We start from the raw sequence: 21,869 nt of genomic DNA on the forward strand, positions 1-21,869 counted from the left end.
CGGGGCGGGCGGGTCAGCCCAGGCGCTCGACGAGCGCGTGGTACTGGTCCCACAGCTCCTTGGGAGTGTGGTCGCCGTAGGTGTTGAGGTGCTCGGGGACCAGGGCGGCCTCGTCGCGCCAGATCTCCTTGTCGACCGTGAGGAGGAACTCCAGGTCGGCGGCGGGCAGGTCCAGGCCGTCGGTGTCGAGGGACGCGACCGTCGGCAGGACGCCGATGGGGGTCTCGACGCCCTCGGCGGTGCCGTCGAGGCGCTCGACGATCCACTTCAGGACGCGGCTGTTCTCGCCGAAGCCGGGCCACACGAACGTGCCCGCCTCGTTCTTGCGGAACCAGTTCACGTAGTAGATCTTCGGGAGCTTGGACTGGTCCTTGTCAGCGCCGACCTTGACCCAGTGCCCCATGTAGTCGCCCATGTTGTAGCCGCAGAACGGCAGCATGGCGAAGGGGTCGCGGCGCAGCTCGCCGACCTTGCCCTCGGCGGCGGCGGTCTTCTCGGAGGCGATGTTCGAGCCGATGAAGACGCCGTGGTTCCAGTCGAAGGACTCGGTGACCAGCGGGACGGCGGAGGCGCGGCGGCCGCCGAAGAGGATCGCGGAGATCGGGACGCCCTTGGGGTCCTCCCACTCGGGGGCGATCGTCGGGCACTGGGACGCCGGGACGGCGAAACGGGCGTTCGGGTGGGCCGCCGGGGTCTCGGACTCCGGGGTCCAGCGGTTGCCCTTCCAGTCGATGAGCTCGGCCGGGGCCTCCTCGGTCATGCCCTCCCACCAGACGTCGGAGCCGTCCGGGGTGAGCGCGACGTTGGTGAAGACGGTGTTCGCGTACATCGTCTTCATGGCGTTGGCGTTGGTGTGCTCGCCGGTGCCGGGGGCGACGCCGAAGAAGCCGGCCTCGGGGTTGATCGCGTAGAGGCGGCCGTCCTCGCCGAAGCGCATCCAGGCGATGTCGTCACCGACCGTCTCGACGGTCCAGCCGGGGATCGTGGGCTCCAGCATGGCGAGGTTGGTCTTGCCGCAGGCGGAGGGGAAGGCGGCGGCGATGTACTTCGCTTCGCCCTGCGGCGGGGTCAGCTTGAGGATGAGCATGTGCTCGGCGAGCCAGCCCTCGTCGCGGGCCATCACGGACGCGATGCGCAGGGCGTAGCACTTCTTGCCGAGCAGGGCGTTGCCGCCGTAACCGGATCCGTAGGACCAGATCTCGCGGGTCTCCGGGAAGTGCGAGATGTACTTGGTCGTGTTGCACGGCCACGGGACGTCGGCCTGGCCCTCGGCGAGCGGAGCGCCCAGGGTGTGCACGGCCCTGACGAAGAAGCCGTCGGTGCCGAGCTCGTCCAGGACGGCCTTGCCCATGCGGGTCATGGTGCGCATGGCGACCGCGACGTAGGCGGAGTCGGTGATCTCGACGCCGATCGCGGACAGCTCGGAGCCGAGGGGGCCCATGCAGAAGGGGACGACGTACAGCGTCCGACCCTTCATGGAGCCGCGGAAGATCCCCTTCTCGCCGGCGGAACTGTTTCCTTCCCCGGTAAAGATGGCCTTCATCTCGGCCGGGGCCTTCCAGTGGTTCGTGGGGCCCGCGTCCTCCTCCTTCTCGGAGCAGATGAAGGTCCGGTCCTCGACGCGCGCGACGTCGGAGGGGTCGGAGGCGGCGTAGTAGGAGTTCGGGCGCTTCGTCTCGTCGAGCTTCTTGAACGTGCCCTGGGCGACGAGCTCCCCGCACAGGCGCTCGTACTCGGCCTCGGAGCCGTCGCACCAGACGACGCGGTCCGGCTGGGTGAGGGCAGCGATCTCGTCCACCCAGGAGATCAGTCCTTGGTGGGTCGTCGGGATGGTGGGAGCCGCGTTGTCGCGCGCCACGATTGCTCCTTGTTGAGGGGTTTGTTTGGTGTTTGCCCCGTGGGGGCTGCGACCCGGACGCTTCGCGCTCCGCTCATCCGGTGCCGACCGCACTCATCTGATCATCCGGTGGATGTGCGCATATGTCCAGAGGGCCTCTCACGTGAGCATCGCCACGTCCGTCAATCTTCCGTAAAGAGGACTGACGGAAACCTACGGACCCGTAGGTAGCATGTGGGCCATGACTTCTGACGCCGCCGCCGGACCGGCCGCCGAGGCCGTCCAGGCCACCGAGGCCTCCCGGGCCGCCGAGCCCTCCCCCCAGGCCGCCGAGCCCTCCCCGATCGTCCAGGCCCTGGAGACCGCCGAAGCCGCCCTGGAGGCGAAGCCGCTCATGCGCGGCTGGCTGCACACCGGGATGTTCCCCGCCGTGGTGATCGCCGGTCTGGTGCTGATGGCGTTCACCGACTCGACCGAGGCGCGCGTGGCCTGCGGCGTCTACGTCCTCACCGCCTGCCTGCTCTTCGGCGTCAGCGCCGTCTACCACCGCGGTACGTGGGGGCCGCGCGGCGAGGCCATCCTGCGGCGCCTCGACCACGCCAACATCTTCCTGATCATCGCGGGCACCTACACCCCGCTGACCGTCCTGCTGCTCCCACCCTCCAGCGGGCGGATTTTGTTGTGGGCGGTGTGGATCGCGGCCGCCGCCGGCATCGCCTTCCGGGTCTTCTGGGTCGGCGCCCCGCGCTGGCTCTACACCCCCTGCTACATCGCGATGGGCTGGGCGGCCGTCTTCTTCCTGCCCGACTTCATGCGCACCGGCGGCATCGCCGTGCTCGTCCTGGTGATCGTCGGCGGCCTGCTGTACAGCGTGGGCGGGGTCATCTACGGCATGAAGCGCCCCAACCCCTCCCCCCGCTTCTTCGGCTTCCACGAGGTCTTCCACTCGCTGACGCTGGCGGCCTTCGTGGCCCACTACGTCGGCATCTCGATGGCCGCCTACCAGCACTGAAGGCCGCTCCTGCGACAGCGGCGGTTCCCGGCTCCGCCCCCGGCACCCGTGCCGGGGGCGGAGCCGTTCCCGTACGGCGGGCGCGGTACGGGTGGGCGCGGCGCCGGCGGGCGCGGTGCCGTCACACGCCCCGGGAGGCCTCCGCCCCCACCTGCCCGGCGAGTTCGTCCGGATCCGTCGTGGGCCGCGCGCAGACGAAGTGCCGGCACACGTACGCGGTGGGCAGGCCCCCCACGAGCGTGCGCTCTGCCAGGAGGGGGAACTCCCCGCCGCTGCCGTCCGCCGCGCGCGGCATGCCCGTCGCGACGACCGCCCCGGGAGCCGTCCCCAGCAACGCGACCCGGTGCAGCTCCGCCAGCGCCGGGTCCTCCGGGCGGCCGACCACCGCCACCTCGCGCGGCCCGTCGAGCAGCGCCTCGGCCACCGCCAGCCCGTGCCCGATGAAGCGCGGGGCGCGCGGACCGAGCGCGTGCACCACACCGAGCGCCCTCTCGGCCGCGGTCCGGTGCGCCTGCGAACCGGTGTGCGCGGCGTACGAGAGCAACGCCCCGGCGGCGGCCGTCCAGCCGGACGGCGCCGCCGTGTCGGTGGGGTCCTGCGGCCGCCTGATCAGCTGCTCCGCGTCGTGCGCGGTGTCGTACAGCGACCCGTCCTCTGCGGCGAACAGGTCCAGCACCAGGTCGACGAGGAAGCCGGCGAACTCCAGCCACACCCCCTCACCGGTCACCGAGGCCAGCGCGAGGAACCCCTCCGCGACGTCGCCGTAGTCCTCCAGCACCCCCGCGTTCACGCCGACGCGGCCGTCCTTGCTGGTCCGCGCCAGCCGGGCCCGGCCCGAGGGCACGTCGAAGTGGACCCGTACCAGCAGGTCGGCGGCCTCCGTCGCCCGTTCCACCAGGTCGGGCCGGTCGAAGTAGGCCCCGCACTCGGCGAGCGCGGCGACGGCCAGCCCGTTCCAGGCCGCCACGACCTTGTCGTCCCGCCCGGGCGCCGGCCGCGCCGCCCGCGCGGCGAGCAGCCGCTCCCGGATCGAGGCGATCCGCCCGGCCTCCGCCGCCGGACCGTCCTGGGGCAGCTGGAGCACGGAGGCGCCGTGCTCGAAGGTGCCCTCCTCGGTCACCCCGAAGTACGCGGCGGCCAGGTCCCCGTCGTCCTCCCCCAGCACGTCCCGCAACTGGGCCGGGGTCCACGCGTAGTACGCCCCCTCGACGTGCGCGCCGGTCAGCGGGTCCGCGCTGTCGGCGTCGAGCGCGGAGGCGAAACCGCCGTGCTCGGTACGCAGCTCCCGGACCATGAAGTCGGCGGTCTCCAGGGCGACCCGCCGCGCGAGGTCGGACCCGGTGGCCCGCCACAGGTGCGCGTACACCCGGCAGAGCAGCGCGTTGTCGTACAGCATCTTCTCGAAGTGCGGTACCAAAGACCCATCTGGTTTGGCGCGCAGCACGTAGCGGTGGAACCCGCCTCCCACCTGGTCGAACAGGCTCGACCGCACCATGGCCTCGCAGGCACCTTCCGCCATCTCCCTGGCACCTTCGGAACCGGTCCGGGCATGGTGGCGGAGGAGGAACTCGACGACCATGCTCGGCGGGAACTTCGTATCGCCTCCGCCGAACCACCCGCTCGCCGGGTCATAGTCCCGGGTCAGCTGGAGGAGGGCGTTGCCCTGGGACTCGGCGGTCGGCAGGCCCTCGCCCCCTGCTCCGAGTGCACGGCCGGCGAGGTCACGGGTGATCTTCTGCGCGACCTCGGCCACCTCCTCACGTCGGCCGACCCACGCGGTCCGTACACCTTCGAGCACCTGCATGAACGAGCCCATCCCGTGTCGGGGCTCGGGCGGGAAATAGGTACCGAAGTAGAAGGGCTCCCCCTCGGCCGTCATGAAGACGGACATCGGCCAGCCCCCTTGCCCTGTCGCCGCCTGAACCGCCTCCATGTAGACGGCGTCGACGTCCGGCCGCTCCTCCCGGTCCACCTTGATGTTCACGAAGTGCTCGTTCATGTAGGCGGCCGTCAACTCGTCCTCGAAGGACTCGTGGGCCATGACATGACACCAGTGGCAAGAGCTATAGCCAACGCTCAGGAACACGGGTACCCCGCGCCGCCGGGCTTCTTCGAACGCCTCAGCCTCCCAGGGCCGCCAGTCGACGGGGTTGTCCGCGTGCTGGAGGAGGTACGGGGACGTGGCCTGCGCAAGTCGGTTGGACATCCCCCCATCCTTGCGCACCCGCCTCCGCCCCGCCCAAGCGCCACGGGGGCAGCACGTGGGCGGGGCTCTGGAGGGGGACGCGTCGGCAGGCCCCCTGGACTCACCCCGGAGGCCGCGCCTTAGCGCCCCGATGTGTCCGATGCCCAGGAGCGCCCAGGCTCCGCAGTGGGTTCGTTTTGTCCGGCGGACAACGAGGGGTACTGGCACTTCGGGACTCCCGTACCCGGTAGCACTACTTCGAGCATGTGCCGAAGCGTCCGGACGCTGACACCGACCCGTAAGGCGATCTCCTCATGCGTCTCACCGTCCGCCAAGCGCTGCCGGAGCTTCAGTTCATGGCTCCCGATGTACTGCCGCGCTTCCCGCGCCTCGCGCGCACTGAGCCTGGTCATTCGTCAGCGCCTCCGCTGACGGGTCAAGGCTTGCCACCACCGCCGTCAGCAAGCCCGGAAGTGCCTGGATGACAGCAGCGATCAGTTCGTCGTCCGCTCGTGCGCCGGCCGTCTGGCTGAGTTCCAAGGCAGGGCCGAACCGGCGGGCCAGAATGCGCGTGAGTCCCTCATTCAGGAACGCGCGCTCCTTGGGGCCCCACTCCGGGACAGTGCTCACATTCGCTCCACCACAAGCTCAACCCAAACCGTCTTGCCGACGACCCGGTCGGCCACTCCCCAATCAGTGGCGAGTGCCGTGATGAGCTGCAGCCCGTAGCCGCTCTCCCCGGCGCCGGACGACTGGATACACGGAAGTCTCTCGCCCCGCGCGTCCGTTACCGCCAGACGGAGAACGTCACCGGACATGGCCATGCACAGCTCGAAGTCCCGCCCGGAAACGTGCCCGTGCCGCACGGCGTTCGACGCCAGTTCCGCAATGACCAGCCCAGCCGTATCCGAGGCGTTAGAGCCAAGGAGAATGCCCCAGTCGGCCAACTCGATCAGCGCAAGTTGCCGGGCGAGGCGGGCACCCCGCGCGGTCGCACTGAATCGCTGGGCAAAGGCCGTACCAGCAGCAGTCATGGAACCGTCGCCTCACGTGGTCCGATGCCGAACACGCTAGTGAGATTGATCCCACACACTCAAGGAACTTGCATGAGCTTGCACACCAATTCGCTTTGCCTGTACAGGTCTTGACGCTGTTCTCACAGGTCAGCCAAGCTTATGCAAGCCCGAGCAAGAACCTAGACCAGGGAGCCGACCATGGCCGTAGAGTTCGTGGGAATCGACCCCAACACCGACCGGGATCACTGCCCCACCGTATGGGCCGACACGGAAGCTCAGGAGATCCTTTTGCAGGGGTGGAAGCCGAGTCCCGAGACTCAGACCGAGTGCGAGGAAAGCAGCCCGGCGAACGGCTCTGTACCGGAGAGTGAAGCCATCGTCAGGATTCCCGCCCGGATGATCCCGGTGGTCAGGGAGGCGTGCGATGCCGTCGAGCGTGCCCAGCTTCGCTGAGCTGCTTGGCCGGTGCGAACGATCCGCCATCCACCTGGAGTTGCGCGACTCCTACGCGCCGACAGACAGGTTCGAGGCGTGGAAGCGTGGCGAGCGGGTCAGATGGGAAGACCGCGCATCCTGGTGGCACCCCTACGATCAATTGATCACGGACACCGTAGCTCGGGGCGTGTCGATCCGCAGGGCCCGCATCGTCTCCGAACCCGTGTCCGAGTACATCCGGTGGGAGCACTACGTCACTCACGCCAACATCACAGCGGGTGAAGAGGTGCGGTGGCTGCCACGACGACGCGCTACGGGCATCCCTCTACCGGGGAATGACTTCTGGCTCTTCGACGGCACGTTGCTTCGCGTCCACCACTTTTCCGGTGATGGCATGGTGGTCGAGGATGAGATCACGGACGACGCAATGACAGTGAAGCTGTGCTCCGCCGCCTTCGAGGCGGTCTGGGAGCATGCCGTCCCGCACCACCTGTACGAAATCTGACGAAGGCCGGCTCCTTGCCCCCACATCCATCTTCGAACGTTCAGAAGGCCCGCGAGGATCTGGCGGGTCGTCTGCGCGAGATCCGGAAGGACGCGGGGATCACCGGGCGGGAGCTGGCCGTCCGGTGCGGCTGGTCGGAATCGAAGTCCTCCCGGATCGAGCACGCCAAGACGCCGCCCTCGGACGCGGACATCCGGGCGTGGTGCCTAGCCTGCGGCGGTGACGATCAAATCTCCGACTTGATCGCGGCGAACAGGCAGTCTGACGACGCTCACGTCCAGTGGAAGCGACTCCAGCGGAGTGGGCTCCGCCGCCTGCAAGAGTCCACGGAGGACCTGTACCGGCAGACCCGCATGTTCCGGGTCTACGTCTCGGACGTGATCCCCGGCTTTCTCCAGACACCCGGATACGCCACCGCGCTACTGTCCTCCATCGCGGACTTCCGGGGCACCCCGGACGATGTGAGTGATGCCGTAGCGGCGCGCATGCGGCGCAACGAGGTGGTGAGCAACAGTGCTCACCAATTCTCCTTCGTGCTGGAGGAGTCGGTGTTGCGCTACCGACTGTGCAGCGCCGAGACCATGGCGGCACAGCTTGGCCACTTGCTCGGAGCCATGGACCTTCCGAACGTCGCAGTGGGCATCATCGGGTTCTCGGCGCAACGGACCGTGTGGCCCATGCCAACCTTCACGATCTTCGACGACACCAGGGTTCACGCCGACTCTCTGGACGCTGCCTCCACGCTCACCCAGCCGAGCCAAGTCGAGCTATACACACGAGCTTTCGATCGGCTCTCGCACGGCGCGACTCGGAGCGCGGCGACGCGTTCCCTCATCGCAAGTGCACTGGCAGCCCTGGGCTGAACGACAGCCATGACGCCAGGTCGTTGGTCTCGGGTCCTTCTTCGGGACACGTTGACACCAATTTCCGGGCCGCCCCCACTCGGCGAGAGAACGGCGGGAGGCGCGAGCAGTGACGAAGTGATGAAGTGACCCTGAATGCTGGTTACCTCTTATAGATGGTGTTTTAGTTCTACACATAGAACAGCGGCAACCCGTCATTCCGTCACTTCGTCACCACGTCGAGAGGCAGGGGTCCCGTCCGCCGGGCGCTAAGGCCTGGCCTTCCGCTTCGAACTCACTTCTCGGTGGTGGTGTCCTTCTTCGACAGCCAGCCGAACTCAAGTCGTTCCAAGATCGGGGTGTGGTCCCCCTGTCGCGCGGCGGGCCTGACCATGATGCCCTTCTTCCCAAGCGCGCACTTCAAAAGCATCCGCTTGTCTGCCATGTCCGCCGCTTCCCACGCCTCACGCAGGCTGTCGATCTGCGTGAGGGGCGAGAGGTCTGCCTCTGAGTCCAGCGCCTCAAGGGTCGCGGTGGTGCTCTCGATAACGGCGCGCTGCCCCTCGCTCAGCTCCTCGAAGCGCTCTTCGTCCATCTTCCCGTACACGTAGAAGTCGTCTTCGAGCTTCTTCACACGCCGCAGGGCTGCCTCAAGGGCTTTCTGGGCCTCGTCCTTCTTCGCCTGCGTTTCAGGGTCCGCGAAGGCCAGCCACCGGCGGGCTATCTCGATGACCACCGGGTCACCTGGTTCAAGGGCCGTGATGTGGTGGACCCAAGCCTGTCCAACCGCGTGGTCGATGCGGTCGGCAAGGGTCACCACACCCTCACAGATGGACTTGCCCCGCGTCTGGCGGACCTCACACCGGTAGCGTCCGCCCCGGTGGCTCATCGAGCCCCCACACGATTCGAGCTCCCCCGTGCCCTTCTTGTCCCGCAGCCGTCCGCACCGGTAGCTCCCGGTGCCCAGGTACTTCGCTTCCGGCTTTCCCTTCGCCCATCGTTCATCGGTCCGCTCGGCGATGAGCGCCTTTATCTTGAACCACTCGCCCGGCGTCACGACGCCCGTGCCGCACAAGATGGCTTCGCCCTTCTCGTTGCGCAGAGGCTCGCCGTACCCCTCCCAGACGTCCAAGGGGTTGCCGTGCTCGTCCGTCTTGCGCCGCCGGACCGGGACCATGCCCGCGAAGAGCGGGGACTGAGCCAGCTTGCTCACCGCCGTGGGCGACCAGGTAGCACCGCTCCGGGTCCGGTAGCCCTCCTCATTGAGTTGATGGGCCGTGTCCTTCGTCGTCTTCTTGTCGAGCAAGAGGTCCGCCAGCCTGCGGGCTGTGCCGTACTCGTCGGGATGGCGTACGACCTTGCCGCTTCCGGGCGCACTGTAGAGACCGAACGGGGGTCTGCCCGTTCCCCTTCTACCTTCCGCCTTGTGCGAGTCGTGGCCGATCTTCACGCGCTTCGCAATGTCCCTCGCTTCTTCCCTGGCACGCTCGCTCAGGATCGCGAAGACCATGCGACCGCCCTGTGACGAGTCCAGTCCTTCGGAAACAGAGACGAGCCGCGATTGCCGGCGGTCGAACTCGTCGAGCATCCGGCCTACCGCCCCCATGCCGCGCCGGTCGAAGCGGTCGGTCTTCCACACACCGAGCGTCTTGGACCTGCCGTCCATGACCGCTTGCGTGGCCTTCTCGAACTCCCGTCGCCGCACGTGCGTCTTGGATGCCGAGAGCTGCTCGAACCAGACGTGTCGAATCTGAAGTCCGTTCGCCTGCGCCCAGCGCGCCACGTCCCGCAAGTGTCCCCGCAGCGTGGCCAGGTCTTCCTTCTTGTTGCTTCGTCGCAGGTAGGCGTCCATGAGTCCGGACGGCTCCGCCGTCATGGGCTTGCCCAGTCCCAGGGCTTCCAGTTCCTCGGGGCTGAGCCCCAACCCGACCAGCGTCGCGTGATCCTCGCGCACCACAACCCCCTCTGCTCTCAGGGAAAGGGTACGGAAATGATGGACCTTAGACCGCTACTTTCTCGAAGTGCGGGACGATCCACTCCCGGTCCACCGCGTACCGCGCGAACCCGCCGCCGAGCTGGTCGTAGATGCCGCCCCGGGCCATCGCCTCGCACGTGTCGGCGGCCATCTGCAACGCGCCCTCGGCCCCGGTGCGCGCGTGGTGGCGGAGCAGGAACTCCAGCACCATGGACGGCGGGAACTTCGGCGCCCCGCCGAATCCGCCGCGCACGGAGTCGTACTCCCGCGTCAGCCCGAGCAGCGCCTGCGCCAGCTCCCCGGCCCCCGGGGTCCCGGCCTTGCCGTAGTCCAACTGCCGCCCGGCCAGGTCCCGTACGATCCGCCGCGCGACCTCCGTGACCTCCTCGGGCCGCCCCACCCAGGCGGAACGCACGCCTTCGAGGACCTGCGTGAAGGAGGGCATCCCGTGCCGGGACTCGGGCGGGAAGTAGGTCCCGAAGTAGAACGGCTCGGCGTCGGCGTTCAGGAACACGGTCATGGGCCAGCCGCCCTGCCCGGTGGCGGCCTGGACGGCCTCCATGTAGACGGCGTCGACATCGGGCCGCTCCTCGCGGTCCACCTTGACGTTGACGAAGTGCTCGTTCATGTAGGCGGCCGTCAACTCGTCCTCGAAGGACTCGTGGGCCATGACATGGCACCAGTGACAGCTCGAATATCCGACGCTCAGCAGCACGGGCACCCCACGCTCGCGTGCCTCCGCGAAGGCCTCGGGGGACCAGGGCCACCAGTCAACCGGATTGTCGGCGTGCTGGAGGAGGTAGGGGGACGTCTCGTCAGCAAGGCGGTTCGACATGGGCCCATCCTCGCTCACGCGGGCGACGGGAGCTGTCCGCGGCACGGCCGTCAGGAAGAGGGGCGGCGGGGCAGCCCCTGAACAGGCCGTTCTCCGCATCCTCGGTAGACAGGAGGGGTGTTCACCGACACCGGTGGCACGTGGAGCAGACGAGGCGAGGTCACTCCAGCCGACCGGTTCATGCGGCCCAGCCTCCCACCGGGCCCGGCGCCGTCGGCGAGGCCCGCACGGGCCCTGCCTCGCCCGGCCGAAATCGGGCGCCCCGGCAGCGCGGGACAGTAGGCTGAGTCCGGCAGCGCTGGAACTGTTGAGGCTCCTCGAAGGAGGCACACCATGACCGCCGAGATGGTGGCGCCCGCGTGGATGCACACCCAGATCAGCGCGGAGCAGTACGACTCCTGGTCCGAGGAGCAGTGCGCCGGCATCGAGATCGTGGACGGGATGGTCGTCGTGAGCCCGAGCGCCTCCAAGCGGCACAACCGGCTGGCGCGAATCCTGGCCAACGAGCTGGACGCCGCGGCCGGCCCGGACTGGAACGCCGACACGGACTTCGACGTCCGCCTGCAGGACGTTCCGCTCACCAACCGCCGTCCGGACGTCATCGTCTACCGGGCGGAGACCATCGACCTCACGCCCACCCGCCCCGAACACGTACTCCTGGTCGTCGAGGTCGTGTCACCCGGCTCGGAGACCACGGACCGGATCGTGAAGGTGGACCAGTACGCCAAGGCCGGCATCCCTTTCTACTGGCGCGTCGAGCAGGCCGCCACCGGTGTCCCCATCGTTTACACCTACGTCCTCGACCCCGCCACCAAGGCGTACCGGGACGGCGAGATGTTCACCGGCGCGATCAAGACCGCCGTGCCCTTCTCCGTCACCGTGGACCTGGGAACCGTCTGACCGCGTCGGAAGCCCCTCGAGGGGCGCCCGGTCAGCGGCGCAGCAGCGGGGTCAGGGCGTGGGTCCAGGTCTCGCGGGCCTGGGGCCAGGTCGTGGGGCACGTCGCGCGGGCCGGGGTCGCGAGGTCGGGGTGCCGGGCGGGGGCCTCGGCGTAGACGGCGCAGCGGTGGGACTCCGCGCGCTCGGCGGGCGGGGCGTGCTCGTCGTCCGGGTCGGGGGCGGGGTCGGCCGCGGCGGCGAGGTCGTAGGCGCGGGCCGCCGTCAGGAGGGTGGCCGCGCCCGCCCGGCCGCCGCGGAGCAGCATCAGGCGGGCGAAGCGGTCGGCGGCGTCCTCCTCGGCGCGGTCCCCTTCGGCGGGGAGGTGCAGGGCGTCAAGGAGGGCGTGGCCGGCTTCGTGGTGGACGGTCTCGCGGACGACCTGGGCGAGTTCCGCGTCCGGATCCCCGTCCGGCCGCGGGGAGCCCGGTGGGGCGGCGGCGGCCGCGAACAGGGCGCGTTCCTCGGGCAGGTCGTCGTAGCAGAGCTCGATGCGGTGGGTCGGCGGGTCGTAGCCGCTGCCCTCGCCGTCGCAGGAACGGGCGACGACGGCGACCTCGTGGGGCAGGCCGAGGTGGGCGTTGAGGGTGGCGAGGACCGGTTCGACGATCCGCCGGTCCCGGAGGAAGAGGTGGTGCGCGCGGTCGGCGGCGGCCGGTTCCTCGTAGCGCAGGGTGAATCCCGTCGTCGCGGGTTGCGGCTCCGGGCCGGCGCATCCGGCTCCGGCCGCCATCGGCAGCAGCGCGGCCGCGCACAGCGCCAGGGTCCCCCACCGTCGGCTCATGGGGTCAGGGTAGGCCGCCGGGACGAGCGACAGTCCGTCAATTTCGTTCGCGCACACATCGGTTAACTCTGAACTCGCTCAGATTCCCTCGCCTTGGCGTTCCTCACCCACGACACTTGGGAATCGAGTCGACCGGAACTCTCGGAGGGGACGCCGATGCGGGACACCCATCGCGGTGAGGCCGAGCTGCTGTTGGGGCGGGCCGTGGACGAGGAGGTCCGGCGGGGTTCGGGGGCCGCGGGCGCGCCGGTCGACAGGACAGCGCTGCTGGCCCGCGGCAGGGAGGCGCTGGACGCGTTGTCCGCGAGCGCGGCGCCGGAGTACGAGGCGTACGTACGGGCACTGGACGAGGCGGCGGCCGGGGACGAGTCCCTGGGGCAGGCCTTCCGGCGGGGCAACGCGTCGACGGCGCTGCTGGCGGTGGCCGTCGCCGCGGCCGCCGCGGTCGGGACCGATCTCGCGCTCGGGGTCGCGGCCGGCGCGTCCCTGACGGCGGGGGCCGTCGTGGGCGTCGCCGGGGCGGCGGCCACGGTGGCCCGGGTGACGGCGCTGCACGTGCCGGCCGCGAACCGGCGGGCCGGGGAGCTGGGCCGGCCGGGCGGGGCCGAACAGCTGCGGCTGCAGTGGCTGACGGCACTGGAGGTGCGCGGGATACGGCCGTTCCTGGAGCAGCAGCGCGCGGTGACCGCGGCGGCGCGGGCGCCCCGGAAGGTCCCGCGCCAGGCGCCGACCCCGCTGCGCGGGACGGACCGCAGCGCGGAGGCCCGGCGGCGCAGTGTGCTGGAGCAGTCGTTCGGGCAGCTCCCGGAGCCGGCGGGTCTGTTCGCGGGGCGGCGGGCGGAGCTGACGCGCGTCGCGCAGTGGGTGCGGGCGGCGCGGGCCAGTACGGAGACCCGGCCGGTGGTCGTGGTGCTGCACGGCGAGCCGGGGGTGGGGCGTACGGCGCTGGCGCTGCGGGCGGCGCACGCGCTGCGGGACCAGTTCCGGGGCGCGTGCGTGGTGGACCTGCGGGGCGGCGGCTCGGAGGCTCCGCTGTCGACGCGGGAGGCGCTGCTGCACCTGCTGAACCGGCTGGGCGCGCCCCGGGAGCAGCTGCTGTTCCGCGAGGGCGCTTCGGCGGAGCAGCAGGTGCGGCGGCTCGCCGAGCTGTACCACCAGTACCTGCGGGGGCTGCCGGTGACGGTGGTGCTGGACGACGCGGTGGACGCGGAGCAGGTGCGGCTGCTGGTGCCGGAGCGGTCGGAGAGCCTGGTGCTGGTGACGGCGCGGGAGCCGCTGGAGCTGCCGGCGGACCTGCCGGCGTGGGTGCACCGGCTGCCGGTGGAGCGGCTGGCGGAGGCGGAGGCGCAGGAGCTGGTCCGGTCCGCGGCCGCGGAGTCGGGGCCCGCGCGGCCGGCACGCTCCCCGGAGCCCGGCCGGGCCAACGGCCGCCCAAGCGGCCCCGGCGACTCGACCAGCCCCGGCGGCACGACGGGATCCGGTACGCCGAGCCCCGGCAGCACGCCCGCCTCCGCCCCCGCCGTCGACCCCGAGGCGGCCGCGGCCGCGGTGCGGCTGGGCGGCGGGCTCCCGCTGGCCCTGCGGATGCTGGCCCCGCTGGCCCGCGCCGGCCGGGTGCCGGCCGCCGAGGGCTCGGGCGCGCCGGACGGCGGGCATCCGGTGGAGCGCGCGCTGCGGGCCGCCGACGCGCGCCTGGCCGAGCCCGCCCGGCAGTTGCTGCGGCTGCTGCCGCTGGCCGGGCGGGCCTCCCTGGGCGGGGCGGCGGCCGCCGCGCTGGCGGACGTAACGGAGCAGGCGGCGCTGCGCACGCTGGAGGAGCTGTGGGAGGCGGGGCTGATCGAGCGGGTGCGCGGCCAGCGGTTCCGGATGCACGACGCGGTACGGGCGTACGCGGCGGCCCGGCCGGCCTCGGACGAGCAGCGGGCGCGGGCCTCGGCGGCCCACGAGCGGCTGATCCGCAACTACGCGCAGCTCGCGGACTCGGTGATCCGGATGGTCGACGGGAAGATGTCGACGCGGGCGAACCACTTCGGCGGGCACGGTTTCGCCTCGCTGGACGCGGCGCTGCGCTGGCTGGACGACGAGTCGAGCGTGATCACGGCGGCGCTGCGGCACACGGAGGGCGTGGACCAGCAGGCGGTGCTGGACCTGCTGGGCGCGCTGTGCGACTTCTGCCTGCTGCGCGGGGACCTGTACCGGCTGGGGGAGATCGACGAGCTGACGCGGGCGGTGGCCGCGGGCCACCCCGGTGGTCCCGGCGGGCAGCCCGGGCGGCTGGTCCGGTCGGTGCAGTGGCGTACGGGCATCGCCGCGCGCCAGCTGGGCGAGCTGGACAAGGCGCGGACCACGCTGACCTCGGTGGTGGACCAGTACATGGAGGCGCACCAGGAGGCGGGCGCCGCGATGGCGCTGGTCTCGCTCGGGATCACCCTGCACCACCAGGGGAACCTGCCGGAGGCGGCGGCCCGGATCCGCGAGGCCCTCGTGCTCCAGGAGCCGGCGGAGCTGGCGGGCGACCGGGCGTGGGGGCTGCACGCCCTGGCGGCCGTCGAGCGCGACCTGGCCCACCTGGGCGAGGCGCTGTCGCTGCTGGAGCGGTCGCTGGTCCTGCACCGGGAGAACGAGAGCGTGCACGGTGAGGCCTGGGCGCACTTCCAGCTGGGCCAGGTGCACCTGCGGCTCGGTGACGTGCCGCGGGCGGAGGCGGAGCTGCGCGTGGCCCTGGACCTGTACGGGCGCACGCGCGACGACCGCGGCGAGGCGTGGGCGCTGACCCAGCTGGGCCGGGCCCGGGTGGTGGACGGCGATCCGGGGCCGGCGGTGGAGCGGCTGACCGAGGCGCTGGCCCGGCACCGGGACGCGGAGGACGCGCGCGGCGAGGCCTGGACGCTGTACTACCTGGGGCAGGCGCTGGAGGAGGGCGGGGAGCGCGACCGGGCGGTGCGCGAGCTGGAGCGGGCCCGGACGATGTTCTCGCGGATGCGGGACGTGTACGGGCTGGCGCACGCCCGCCACCACTCGGGGCGCGTGACGCGGGACCAGCGGGCGGCGCAGACGGGCAACCTGAAGAACTCCGGCTTCGCCCGCCAGCTGCTGGTGGACGCGCGGGCGGACTTCCGGCGGATCGGTCTGGCCCACGGGGAGGCGTGGACCTGCCTGGAGCTGGCGGTGGTGGACGCGGGGAACGGGCGGGTCTCGCAGGCGCTGGGGCTGTGCGAGGAGGCGGTGCGGCTGTTCGTCTCGTACGGGGACCGGCGCGGGGAGGACTGGGCCCGCTTCCTGCGGTGCACGCTGCTGCCGTACGCGGTGCCGGGCGCCCCGGAGGAGGCGCGGACGGAGCTGGCCCGGCTGTCGGCGGCCCCGCACCCGGCGCGGGACCGGCGCCTCGAGGACTGCCTGGAGACGTACGGGGTGATCCTGGGCCGCGGGGTGGACCCGGCGGAGGGCTGGCAGGCGTGGCGCCTGGGCCTGGTCCCGAACCTGCACGCGCGGGAGATCATGGGCGTCCCGGTCCCCCCGGCCTGACCCGGGGGGGCCGGACCGGGCCCGGGACCGGTGTCTACGGGGCCCGGGTGCCTTCGGCGGCGGGTTTCGGGGCGGCCTGCTCGGGCGCCTCCTGGAAGTCGACCCGGCCCATGTGGCGGCTCATCGACTTCATCAGGCCCCACACGCCGAGGGCGAGGGCCGCGAACACGAGGAATCCGAGGATCCCGGGGGTCACCTTGTTCTTGTCGAAGGTGTCCCCGGCCAGCGGAAGGAGCTCGTTCAGTGCTGCCTGCGTAGCGCTCATAGCTACGCATTCTCCCGGATGCCCGCGAAGAGGTCGGACTCGGGGAGGGAAGTGTCGACGAGGGACTTCGCCAGTTCGTACTCCTCCGTCGGCCAGACCTCCTTCTGGACGTCCATCGGGACGCGGAACCAGCCGCCGTCGGGGTCGATCTGCGTGGCGTGCGCGATGAGGGCCTTGTCGCGGATCTCGAAGAAGTCGGCGCAGGGGACGTGGGTGGTCAGGGTCCGCTCCGTGCGCTCGAACTCCTTCCAGCGCTCCAGCCACTCCCCGTACGGGGACTCCATGCCGCGCGCGAGGAGGGCCTCGTGGAGGGCGACGGTGCGCGGCTTGTTGAAGCCCTGGTTGTAGTAGAGCTTCCGCGGCTGGTAGGCGGGGCCGAACTCGGCCTCGGGGTACTTCACGGTGTCGGTCGCGCCGTCGAAGGCCACCATCGTGATCTTGTGGGTCATGATGTGGTCGGGGTGCGGGTAGCCGCCGTTCTCGTCGTACGTGGTGACGACCTGCGGCTTGAAGGCGCGGATCTTCCTCACCAGGCGCCCGGCCGCCTCGTCGACGTCCGCCAGGGCGAAGCAGCCCTCGGGGAGCGGGGGCAGCGGGTCGCCCTCGGGGAGCCCGGAGTCGACGTAGCCGAGCCACTCCTGCTCGATCCCGAGGATCTCGCGCGCCTCGTCCATCTCCTTGGCGCGCACCTCGTGGATGTTCTCCTCGATGTACTTGTCGCCCTGGAGCTTGGGGTTCAGGACCGAGCCCCGCTCGCCGCCGGTGCAGGTCACGACCAGGACGGGCACCCCCTCGGACACGTACTTGGCCATGGTGGCCGCGCCCTTGCTCGACTCGTCGTCGGGGTGGGCGTGCACGGCCATCAGTCGAAGCTGCTCGGTCAAGACGGGATCCTCTGCAATTCGGTGATGACGACGTCTCTATAGTGACTGAATCGGGGGATGGAAAATTCCGGGGGGTGGCCCGCGGGGGCCGGGCCTGCGGGCCTCGCTGAAGGGACGATCGATGAGCACGGTGCGCCAGGAGCTGCCCGAGGGCCGGTACGGCCGGTCGGCGGACGAGCGTGCCGACCGGAAGCTCAAGATCATCGGGTCGGTGCTGGGCGTGGCCCTGCTGGGCGTGGTCGGCTGGATCGGCTGGGGCTACGTCGCGGGCAAGAGCGTCAGCGCCGAGGTGATCAAGTTCCAGGTGGTGTCCGATACCGAGGTGAAGGTCCACCTCGAGGTGCGCAAGGAGGCCTCGGTGACCGGTGTCTGCACCCTGAGCTCCCAGGACGAGGGGCACGGCGAGGTGGGCCGGGCCGACTTCACCTTCGCCCAGCCGGACGCGCGCGTGGACGAGGTGGTCTCGCTGAAGACCACCGGCCGGGCCACGATGATCGAGCTGGTCGCCTGCCGGCCGGCGGCCGGCGGCTCCACGCGCTGACCCGGCCGCCGCGCCCGGCGGCACCGGAGGTCTGCGGAGGCCCCCGGGAACGGCGCGGAACCCGCCGGAGGGCTTGCGGGACGCGGCACGGCGGGCTCCGGGCGGCAGGATTCGCACTCCTGCGCGGGCGGTGTCGCGGGCTTCCCGGGAGGGCAATGAACCCCCTGGGTCCTCCCCCTTTTCTTCCCGAATTGTTAGGCTCGTGGTTTCGTCCGCCGCTGGCGGCTTTGTAGTCCCCTGTACCGACGAGGAGCACCCCGTGACCCAGACGAGCGAAAGCGTCACCTGGCTGACCCAGGCGGCGTACGACCAGCTGAAGGCGGAGCTGGACTACCTCTCTGGTCCCGCCCGCACGGAGATCGCGACGAAGATCGCAGCCGCCCGCGAGGAGGGCGACCTGCGCGAGAACGGCGGCTACCACGCCGCCAAGGAGGAGCAGGGCAAGCAGGAGCTCCGCGTGCGCCAGCTCACGCAGCTCCTGGAGAACGCCAAGGTCGGCACGGCGCCCGCCTCGGACGGCGTCGTCGCTCCCGGCACGCTCGTCAAGATCGCCTTCGACGGCGACGAGGACGACACCACGGAGTTCCTGCTCGCCTCGCGCGAGTACGCCTCCTCGGACTTCGAGACGTACTCCCCGCAGTCCCCGCTGGGCACCGGCGTGATGGGCAAGGCGATCGGCGACGACGCCGAGTACGAGCTGCCGAACGGCAAGAAGGCCTCGGTCAAGATCCTGGACGTCAAGCCCTTCACCGGCTGACCGCCCACCCCCTTCGTACGCGACGATGCCCGGCCGGGTCCTCCCGGCCGGGCATCGTCACGCAAGGCGCCATGCGCCGGACGCTAGACGCTAGACGCTCGCCGAGCGGTACTTGCGGACCGCGAGGGTCCGGAAGACCACGACGATCAGCACCGACCAGATCAGCGAGGCCCAGACCGGGTGGACCATCGGCCAGGCCTCGGACGTGGACACGCCGGGATTGCCGAAGAGTTCGCGGCAGGCCTGCACGGTGGCGCTGAACGGGTTCCACTCGGCGATGGGCTGCAGCCAGCTCGCCATGTTCTCGGTGGGGACGAAGGCGTTGGAGATGAACGTGACGGGGAAGAGCCAGATCAGGCCGCCCGACGTGGCTGCCTCCGGGGTCCGCACCGACAGGCCGATCAGCGCCCCGATCCACGAGAACGCGTACCCCAGCAGGAGGAGCAGGGCGAATCCGGCGAGGGCCTTGGGGATGCCCTCGTGGATGCGCCAGCCGACGAGCAGGGCCACGATCGCCAGGACCACCAGGGTCAGCGCGGTCTGTACGAGGTCGGCGAGGGTGCGTCCGGTGAGAACGGCGCCGCGGGCCATCGGCAGCGAGCGGAAGCGGTCGATGAGGCCCTTGTGCATGTCGTCCGCGATGCCCGCGCCCGCGCCGGCCGTGGCGAAGGTGACGGTCTGCGCGAAGATGCCGGCCATCAGGAAGTTCCGGTAGTCGACGGCGCTGGTCGAGCCGCCGATCATCATCGATCCGCCGAACACGTAGCTGAAGAGCACGACGAACATGATCGGCTGGATCAGCCCGAAGATGACCATCTCGGGGATGCGGGACATCCGGATGAGGTTCCGCTTGGCGATCACGAGGGAGTCGTTGACGCTCTGGACGAGGCCGCCGCGGGGGCGGGGCGCCGCGAGCTCCCTGCTCGGGGAGGTGCCGGGGGTCGGGGAGGTGAGGGTCACTTCGCCGTCTCCTTCCTGGCCGCCGCGCGGCCCTTGGCGCCCGGCGCGTCGGGCGTACCCGCGGGGCCGCCGTTCTCCCCGGTGTCCCGTTCCGCCGCGTGGCCGGTCAGGGAGATGAACACGTCGTCGAGGGTGGGGCGGCGCAGCCCGATGTCGTCGATCTCGATGCCCCTGCCGTCCAGTTCGCGGATGACCTCGGCGAGCAGCTTGGCGCCGCCGGAGACCGGCACGGTCAGCTTGCGGGTGTGCTCCTCGACGGTGGTCTCGCCCTTGCCGAATCCGGCGAGGACCTCGCGGGCCGTGCCGATGTGGTGCCGCTCGTGGACGACGACCTCCACGCGCTCGCCGCCGGTGCGTGCCTTGAGCTCGTCGGAGGTGCCGCGGGCGATGACCTTGCCGTGGTCGACCACACAGATGTCGTGGGCGAGGTGGTCGGCCTCCTCCAGGTACTGGGTGGTGAGCAGGAGGGTGGTGCCGCCGGCGACCAGCTCCTGGATGATCCCCCACAGCTGCTGGCGGTTGCGCGGGTCGAGTCCGGTGGTCGGCTCGTCCATGAACATCACGGGCGGGCTGACGACGAGGGCGGCCGCGAGGTCGAGGCGCCTGCGCATGCCTCCGGAGTACGTCTTGGCGGTGCGGTCGGCGGCGTCGGCGAGGTTGAAGCGCTCCAGCAGTTCGGCGGCCCGGGCCTTCGCCGCCCGGGCTTTCATCTGGTAGAGCTGCCCGACCATCTGGAGGTTCTCGCGGCCGGTGAGGTACTCGTCGACGGCGGCGAACTGGCCGGAGAGGCCGATCGCCCGCCGGACCTCGTTGGGGTGCTTGAGCACGTCGATCCCGGCAACGACGGCCTTGCCGCTGTCGGGCTGCAGGAGGGTGGTCAGGACGCGCACGGCCGTGGTCTTGCCCGCGCCGTTGGGGCCGAGCAGGCCCAGTACGGTGCCTTCCGGGACATCGAGGTCCACGCCGTCCAGAGCCCGCACGTCACCGAAGGTCTTGACCAGCCCTTCGGCGTATATGGCGCCTGGCATACGGATTCTCCCAGTGCGAATCGGGTGTTCGAATCGGGTGTTTCCTAGGCAAATCCTAGGGGTGCCGGGCGTGCCCCGCCCAGCAGTTCGGGGGATCCGGATGCGGCCGGGGCCGCACCCGCCCGGGCGGACACTATCGCGTCATATCGCGTACGGCCACGCCTTTTCCCCACTTGGTCCCCACCTGATCCCCACCTGGTCCCCACCTGTTTCCCCGCGTTCCTTTCGGGTCGGGGTCAGCCCGGGTCAGCCCGTCACCTTGTACCCCGCGCCGTGCAGGGACCGCGCGACCTCCGCGCAGTGCTCGGGGCCCTTCGTCTCCAGGTGCAGCTCCACCTCCACCTCGGTGAGCCCCAGCCGCGGGTCGGTCCGCACGTGACTCACGTCCAGCACGTTCGCGTCGGAGCCCGACAGCACGCCCAGCAGTCCGGCCAGGGCGCCCGGCCGGTCCGTCACGCGCAGCCGCAGCGACAGGTAGCGGCCCGCCGCCGCCATGCCGTGGCGCAGGATCCGCTGCAGCAGCAGCGGGTCCACGTTGCCGCCGGACAGCACGGCCACCACCGGGCCGTCGCCGTACCGCTCGGGCTCGCTCAGCAGGGCGGCGACCGGGCTGCACCCGGCCGGCTCCACCACGAGCTTGGCCCGCTCCAGGCACAGCAGCAGGGCGCTGGAGAGCGCGTCCTCGGAGACCGTCCGCACGTCGTCGAGGAGCTCCCCGATGATTTTGAAGGGGACGTCGCCGGGGCGGCCGACCTTGATGCCGTCCGCCATCGTGCTGGGGTGGTCGATCGACACCGGGTGCCCCACCTTGAGCGAGGGCGGGTACGCGGCCGCGCCGGCCGCCTGCACCCCGATGACCCGTACGTCCGGCCGCAGCGCCTTCACCGCGACCGCGATCCCGGCGGCGAGGCCGCCGCCGCCGATCCCGACGAGGATCGTGCGCACCTCGGGGCACTGCTCCAGGATCTCCAGGCCCACCGTGCCCTGGCCCGCGATGATGTCGCGGTGGTCGAAGGGGTGGATGAACACCGCCCCGGTGCGGTCCGCGTACTCCTGGGCGGCGGCCAGCGTCTCGTCCACCACCTCGCCGTACATGCGCACCTCGGCGCCGTACTCCTGGGTCGCGGCCACCTTCGGCAGCGGCGCCCCGACCGGCATGAACACCGTCGAGCGCACCCCGAGCAGGGAGGAGGCCAGCGCGACGCCCTGCGCGTGGTTGCCCGCGCTGGCCGCCACGACGCCGGCCGCGCGCTGCTCGGGGCGCAGGCCCGCGATGCGCACGTACGCCCCGCGCAGCTTGAAGGAGCCGGTCCGCTGGAGGTTCTCGCACTTGAAGTGGACCGGGGACCCGGTGAGCGAGGAGAGGTGCCGGCTGCCTTCCATCGCGGTGACCCGCGAGACGCCGGACAGCATCTTCTGCGCCCCCCGCACGTCGTCGAGGATGACCTGGGGAACGGGCTGGGGCACGCGGTAGTTCATGCCGCCAGTCTCGCAGTCCCCGCCCGGCCCGGCTCGGGCCGCCGGCCCCTGAGACGGCGGCCGGGGCG

General features: G+C 71.0%; 19 protein-coding genes and 1 pseudogene. 8 read left to right on the top strand and 12 right to left on the bottom strand.

The genetic code is table 11. From position 1 onward, the window contains the following. Positions 1-13: 13 nt before the first annotated feature. Complete coding sequence (locus OTB16_RS03550; RefSeq protein ID WP_267718312.1) at positions 14-1,858, bottom strand: phosphoenolpyruvate carboxykinase (GTP); 1,845 nt, start codon at positions 1,856-1,858, stop codon at positions 14-16. 373 nt (positions 1,859-2,231) lie between these two features. On the opposite strand from OTB16_RS03550, the gene trhA reads away from it, so the two are divergent. Continuing rightward, positions 2,232-2,849: a PAQR family membrane homeostasis protein TrhA gene (gene trhA, locus OTB16_RS03555; RefSeq protein WP_267718407.1), complete on the top strand. Its 618-nt coding sequence runs from the start codon at positions 2,232-2,234 to the stop codon at positions 2,847-2,849. A 121-nt stretch (positions 2,850-2,970) separates the two neighbouring features. Here trhA and OTB16_RS03560 read toward each other — a convergent pair whose 3' ends face one another. The 3 genes from OTB16_RS03560 to OTB16_RS03570 all read right to left on the bottom strand — a co-directional run bounded on the left by OTB16_RS03560 (position 2,971) and on the right by OTB16_RS03570 (position 6,068). Beyond that, positions 2,971-5,055: a thioredoxin domain-containing protein gene (locus OTB16_RS03560; RefSeq protein ID WP_267718313.1), complete on the bottom strand. Its 2,085-nt coding sequence runs from the start codon at positions 5,053-5,055 to the stop codon at positions 2,971-2,973. A gap of 333 nt (positions 5,056-5,388) precedes the next feature. Further along, on the bottom strand, positions 5,389-5,664 hold the full coding sequence (locus tag OTB16_RS03565; protein ID WP_267718315.1) for a hypothetical protein: 276 nt from the start codon (positions 5,662-5,664) through the stop codon (positions 5,389-5,391). Further along, positions 5,661-6,068, bottom strand: coding sequence for an ATP-binding protein (locus OTB16_RS03570; RefSeq protein WP_267718316.1), 408 nt, complete (start codon positions 6,066-6,068; stop codon positions 5,661-5,663). The genes OTB16_RS03565 and OTB16_RS03570 overlap by 4 nt, the downstream gene beginning before the upstream one ends. 180 nt (positions 6,069-6,248) lie before the next feature. Here OTB16_RS03570 and OTB16_RS03575 point away from each other — a divergent pair, with 180 nt between their 5' ends. Genes OTB16_RS03575 through OTB16_RS03585 form a run of 3 tightly spaced genes read left to right on the top strand, consistent with a single transcriptional unit; the run spans position 6,249 to position 7,853 of the window. Next, positions 6,249-6,503 carry a hypothetical protein gene (locus OTB16_RS03575; protein ID WP_267718317.1) on the top strand — a complete coding sequence of 85 codons (255 nt, stop codon included), beginning with the start codon at positions 6,249-6,251 and terminating at the stop codon, positions 6,501-6,503. Beyond that, positions 6,475-6,990, top strand: coding sequence for a DUF6879 family protein (locus OTB16_RS03580; RefSeq protein WP_267718318.1), 516 nt, complete (start codon positions 6,475-6,477; stop codon positions 6,988-6,990). Before OTB16_RS03575 ends, OTB16_RS03580 begins: the two co-directional genes overlap by 29 nt. Positions 6,991-7,004: 14 nt before the next feature. Next, a complete protein-coding gene (locus OTB16_RS03585) occupies positions 7,005-7,853 on the top strand; it encodes a helix-turn-helix domain-containing protein (protein WP_267718319.1) in 849 nt (282 codons plus the stop codon). A 274-nt stretch (positions 7,854-8,127) separates the two neighbouring features. On the opposite strand, the gene OTB16_RS03590 is transcribed toward OTB16_RS03585, so the two are convergent. Beyond that, entirely contained in the window at positions 8,128-9,786 is a 1,659-nt protein-coding gene (locus OTB16_RS03590; protein ID WP_267718320.1) for a recombinase family protein, read from the bottom strand. 55 nt (positions 9,787-9,841) lie between these two features. Beyond that, positions 9,842-10,642, bottom strand: a pseudogene (locus OTB16_RS03595) (thioredoxin domain-containing protein); the annotation flags it as partial. Between the two features lie 333 nt (positions 10,643-10,975). On the opposite strand from OTB16_RS03595, the gene OTB16_RS03600 reads away from it, so the two are divergent. Continuing rightward, complete coding sequence (locus OTB16_RS03600; RefSeq protein WP_267718322.1) at positions 10,976-11,542, top strand: Uma2 family endonuclease; 567 nt, start codon at positions 10,976-10,978, stop codon at positions 11,540-11,542. Between the two features lie 31 nt (positions 11,543-11,573). Here OTB16_RS03600 and OTB16_RS03605 read toward each other — a convergent pair whose 3' ends face one another. Beyond that, positions 11,574-12,362 carry a DUF4344 domain-containing metallopeptidase gene (locus OTB16_RS03605; RefSeq protein ID WP_267718323.1) on the bottom strand — a complete coding sequence of 263 codons (789 nt, stop codon included), beginning with the start codon at positions 12,360-12,362 and terminating at the stop codon, positions 11,574-11,576. Positions 12,363-12,518: 156 nt separating this feature from the next. Here OTB16_RS03605 and OTB16_RS03610 point away from each other — a divergent pair, with 156 nt between their 5' ends. Next, positions 12,519-15,887, top strand: a complete 3,369-nt coding sequence (locus OTB16_RS03610) for a tetratricopeptide repeat protein (protein WP_267718324.1) — start codon at positions 12,519-12,521, stop codon at positions 15,885-15,887. A gap of 34 nt (positions 15,888-15,921) precedes the next feature. Here the strand turns inward: OTB16_RS03610 and OTB16_RS03615 are convergent, their stop codons facing one another. Continuing rightward, the gene (locus tag OTB16_RS03615; RefSeq protein ID WP_267718325.1) at positions 15,922-16,152 is read right to left on the bottom strand and encodes a hypothetical protein; all 231 of its coding nucleotides are present in this window, start codon (positions 16,150-16,152) and stop codon (positions 15,922-15,924) included. A 2-nt stretch (positions 16,153-16,154) separates the two neighbouring features. Next, on the bottom strand, positions 16,155-17,036 hold the full coding sequence (gene mca / locus OTB16_RS03620; protein ID WP_267718326.1) for a mycothiol conjugate amidase Mca: 882 nt from the start codon (positions 17,034-17,036) through the stop codon (positions 16,155-16,157). A 121-nt stretch (positions 17,037-17,157) separates the two neighbouring features. Between mca and OTB16_RS03625 the strand changes: the two genes are divergently transcribed. Both OTB16_RS03625 and greA read left to right on the top strand, forming a co-directional pair. Next, a complete protein-coding gene (locus OTB16_RS03625; protein ID WP_267718327.1) occupies positions 17,158-17,577 on the top strand; it encodes a DUF4307 domain-containing protein in 420 nt (139 codons plus the stop codon). Between the two features lie 259 nt (positions 17,578-17,836). Next, on the top strand, positions 17,837-18,334 hold the full coding sequence (greA, locus tag OTB16_RS03630) for a transcription elongation factor GreA (protein WP_267718328.1): 498 nt from the start codon (positions 17,837-17,839) through the stop codon (positions 18,332-18,334). Between the two features lie 90 nt (positions 18,335-18,424). On the opposite strand, the gene OTB16_RS03635 is transcribed toward greA, so the two are convergent. The 3 genes from OTB16_RS03635 to ilvA all read right to left on the bottom strand — a co-directional run bounded on the left by OTB16_RS03635 (position 18,425) and on the right by ilvA (position 21,801). Then, positions 18,425-19,294 (bottom strand): ABC transporter permease, encoded by an 870-nt coding sequence (locus OTB16_RS03635; RefSeq protein ID WP_267718329.1) that lies wholly within the window; start codon positions 19,292-19,294, stop codon positions 18,425-18,427. Further along, positions 19,291-20,322 carry an ATP-binding cassette domain-containing protein gene (locus tag OTB16_RS03640; RefSeq protein ID WP_267718330.1) on the bottom strand — a complete coding sequence of 344 codons (1,032 nt, stop codon included), beginning with the start codon at positions 20,320-20,322 and terminating at the stop codon, positions 19,291-19,293. The genes OTB16_RS03635 and OTB16_RS03640 overlap by 4 nt, the downstream gene beginning before the upstream one ends. A 246-nt stretch (positions 20,323-20,568) precedes the next feature. Further along, positions 20,569-21,801, bottom strand: coding sequence for a threonine ammonia-lyase (gene ilvA, locus OTB16_RS03645; RefSeq protein WP_267718331.1), 1,233 nt, complete (start codon positions 21,799-21,801; stop codon positions 20,569-20,571). Positions 21,802-21,869: the final 68 nt, after the last annotated feature.

Source organism: Streptomyces antarcticus (genome assembly GCF_026627255.1).
Classification (GTDB): Bacteria; Actinomycetota; Actinomycetes; order Streptomycetales; family Streptomycetaceae; genus Streptomyces; species Streptomyces antarcticus.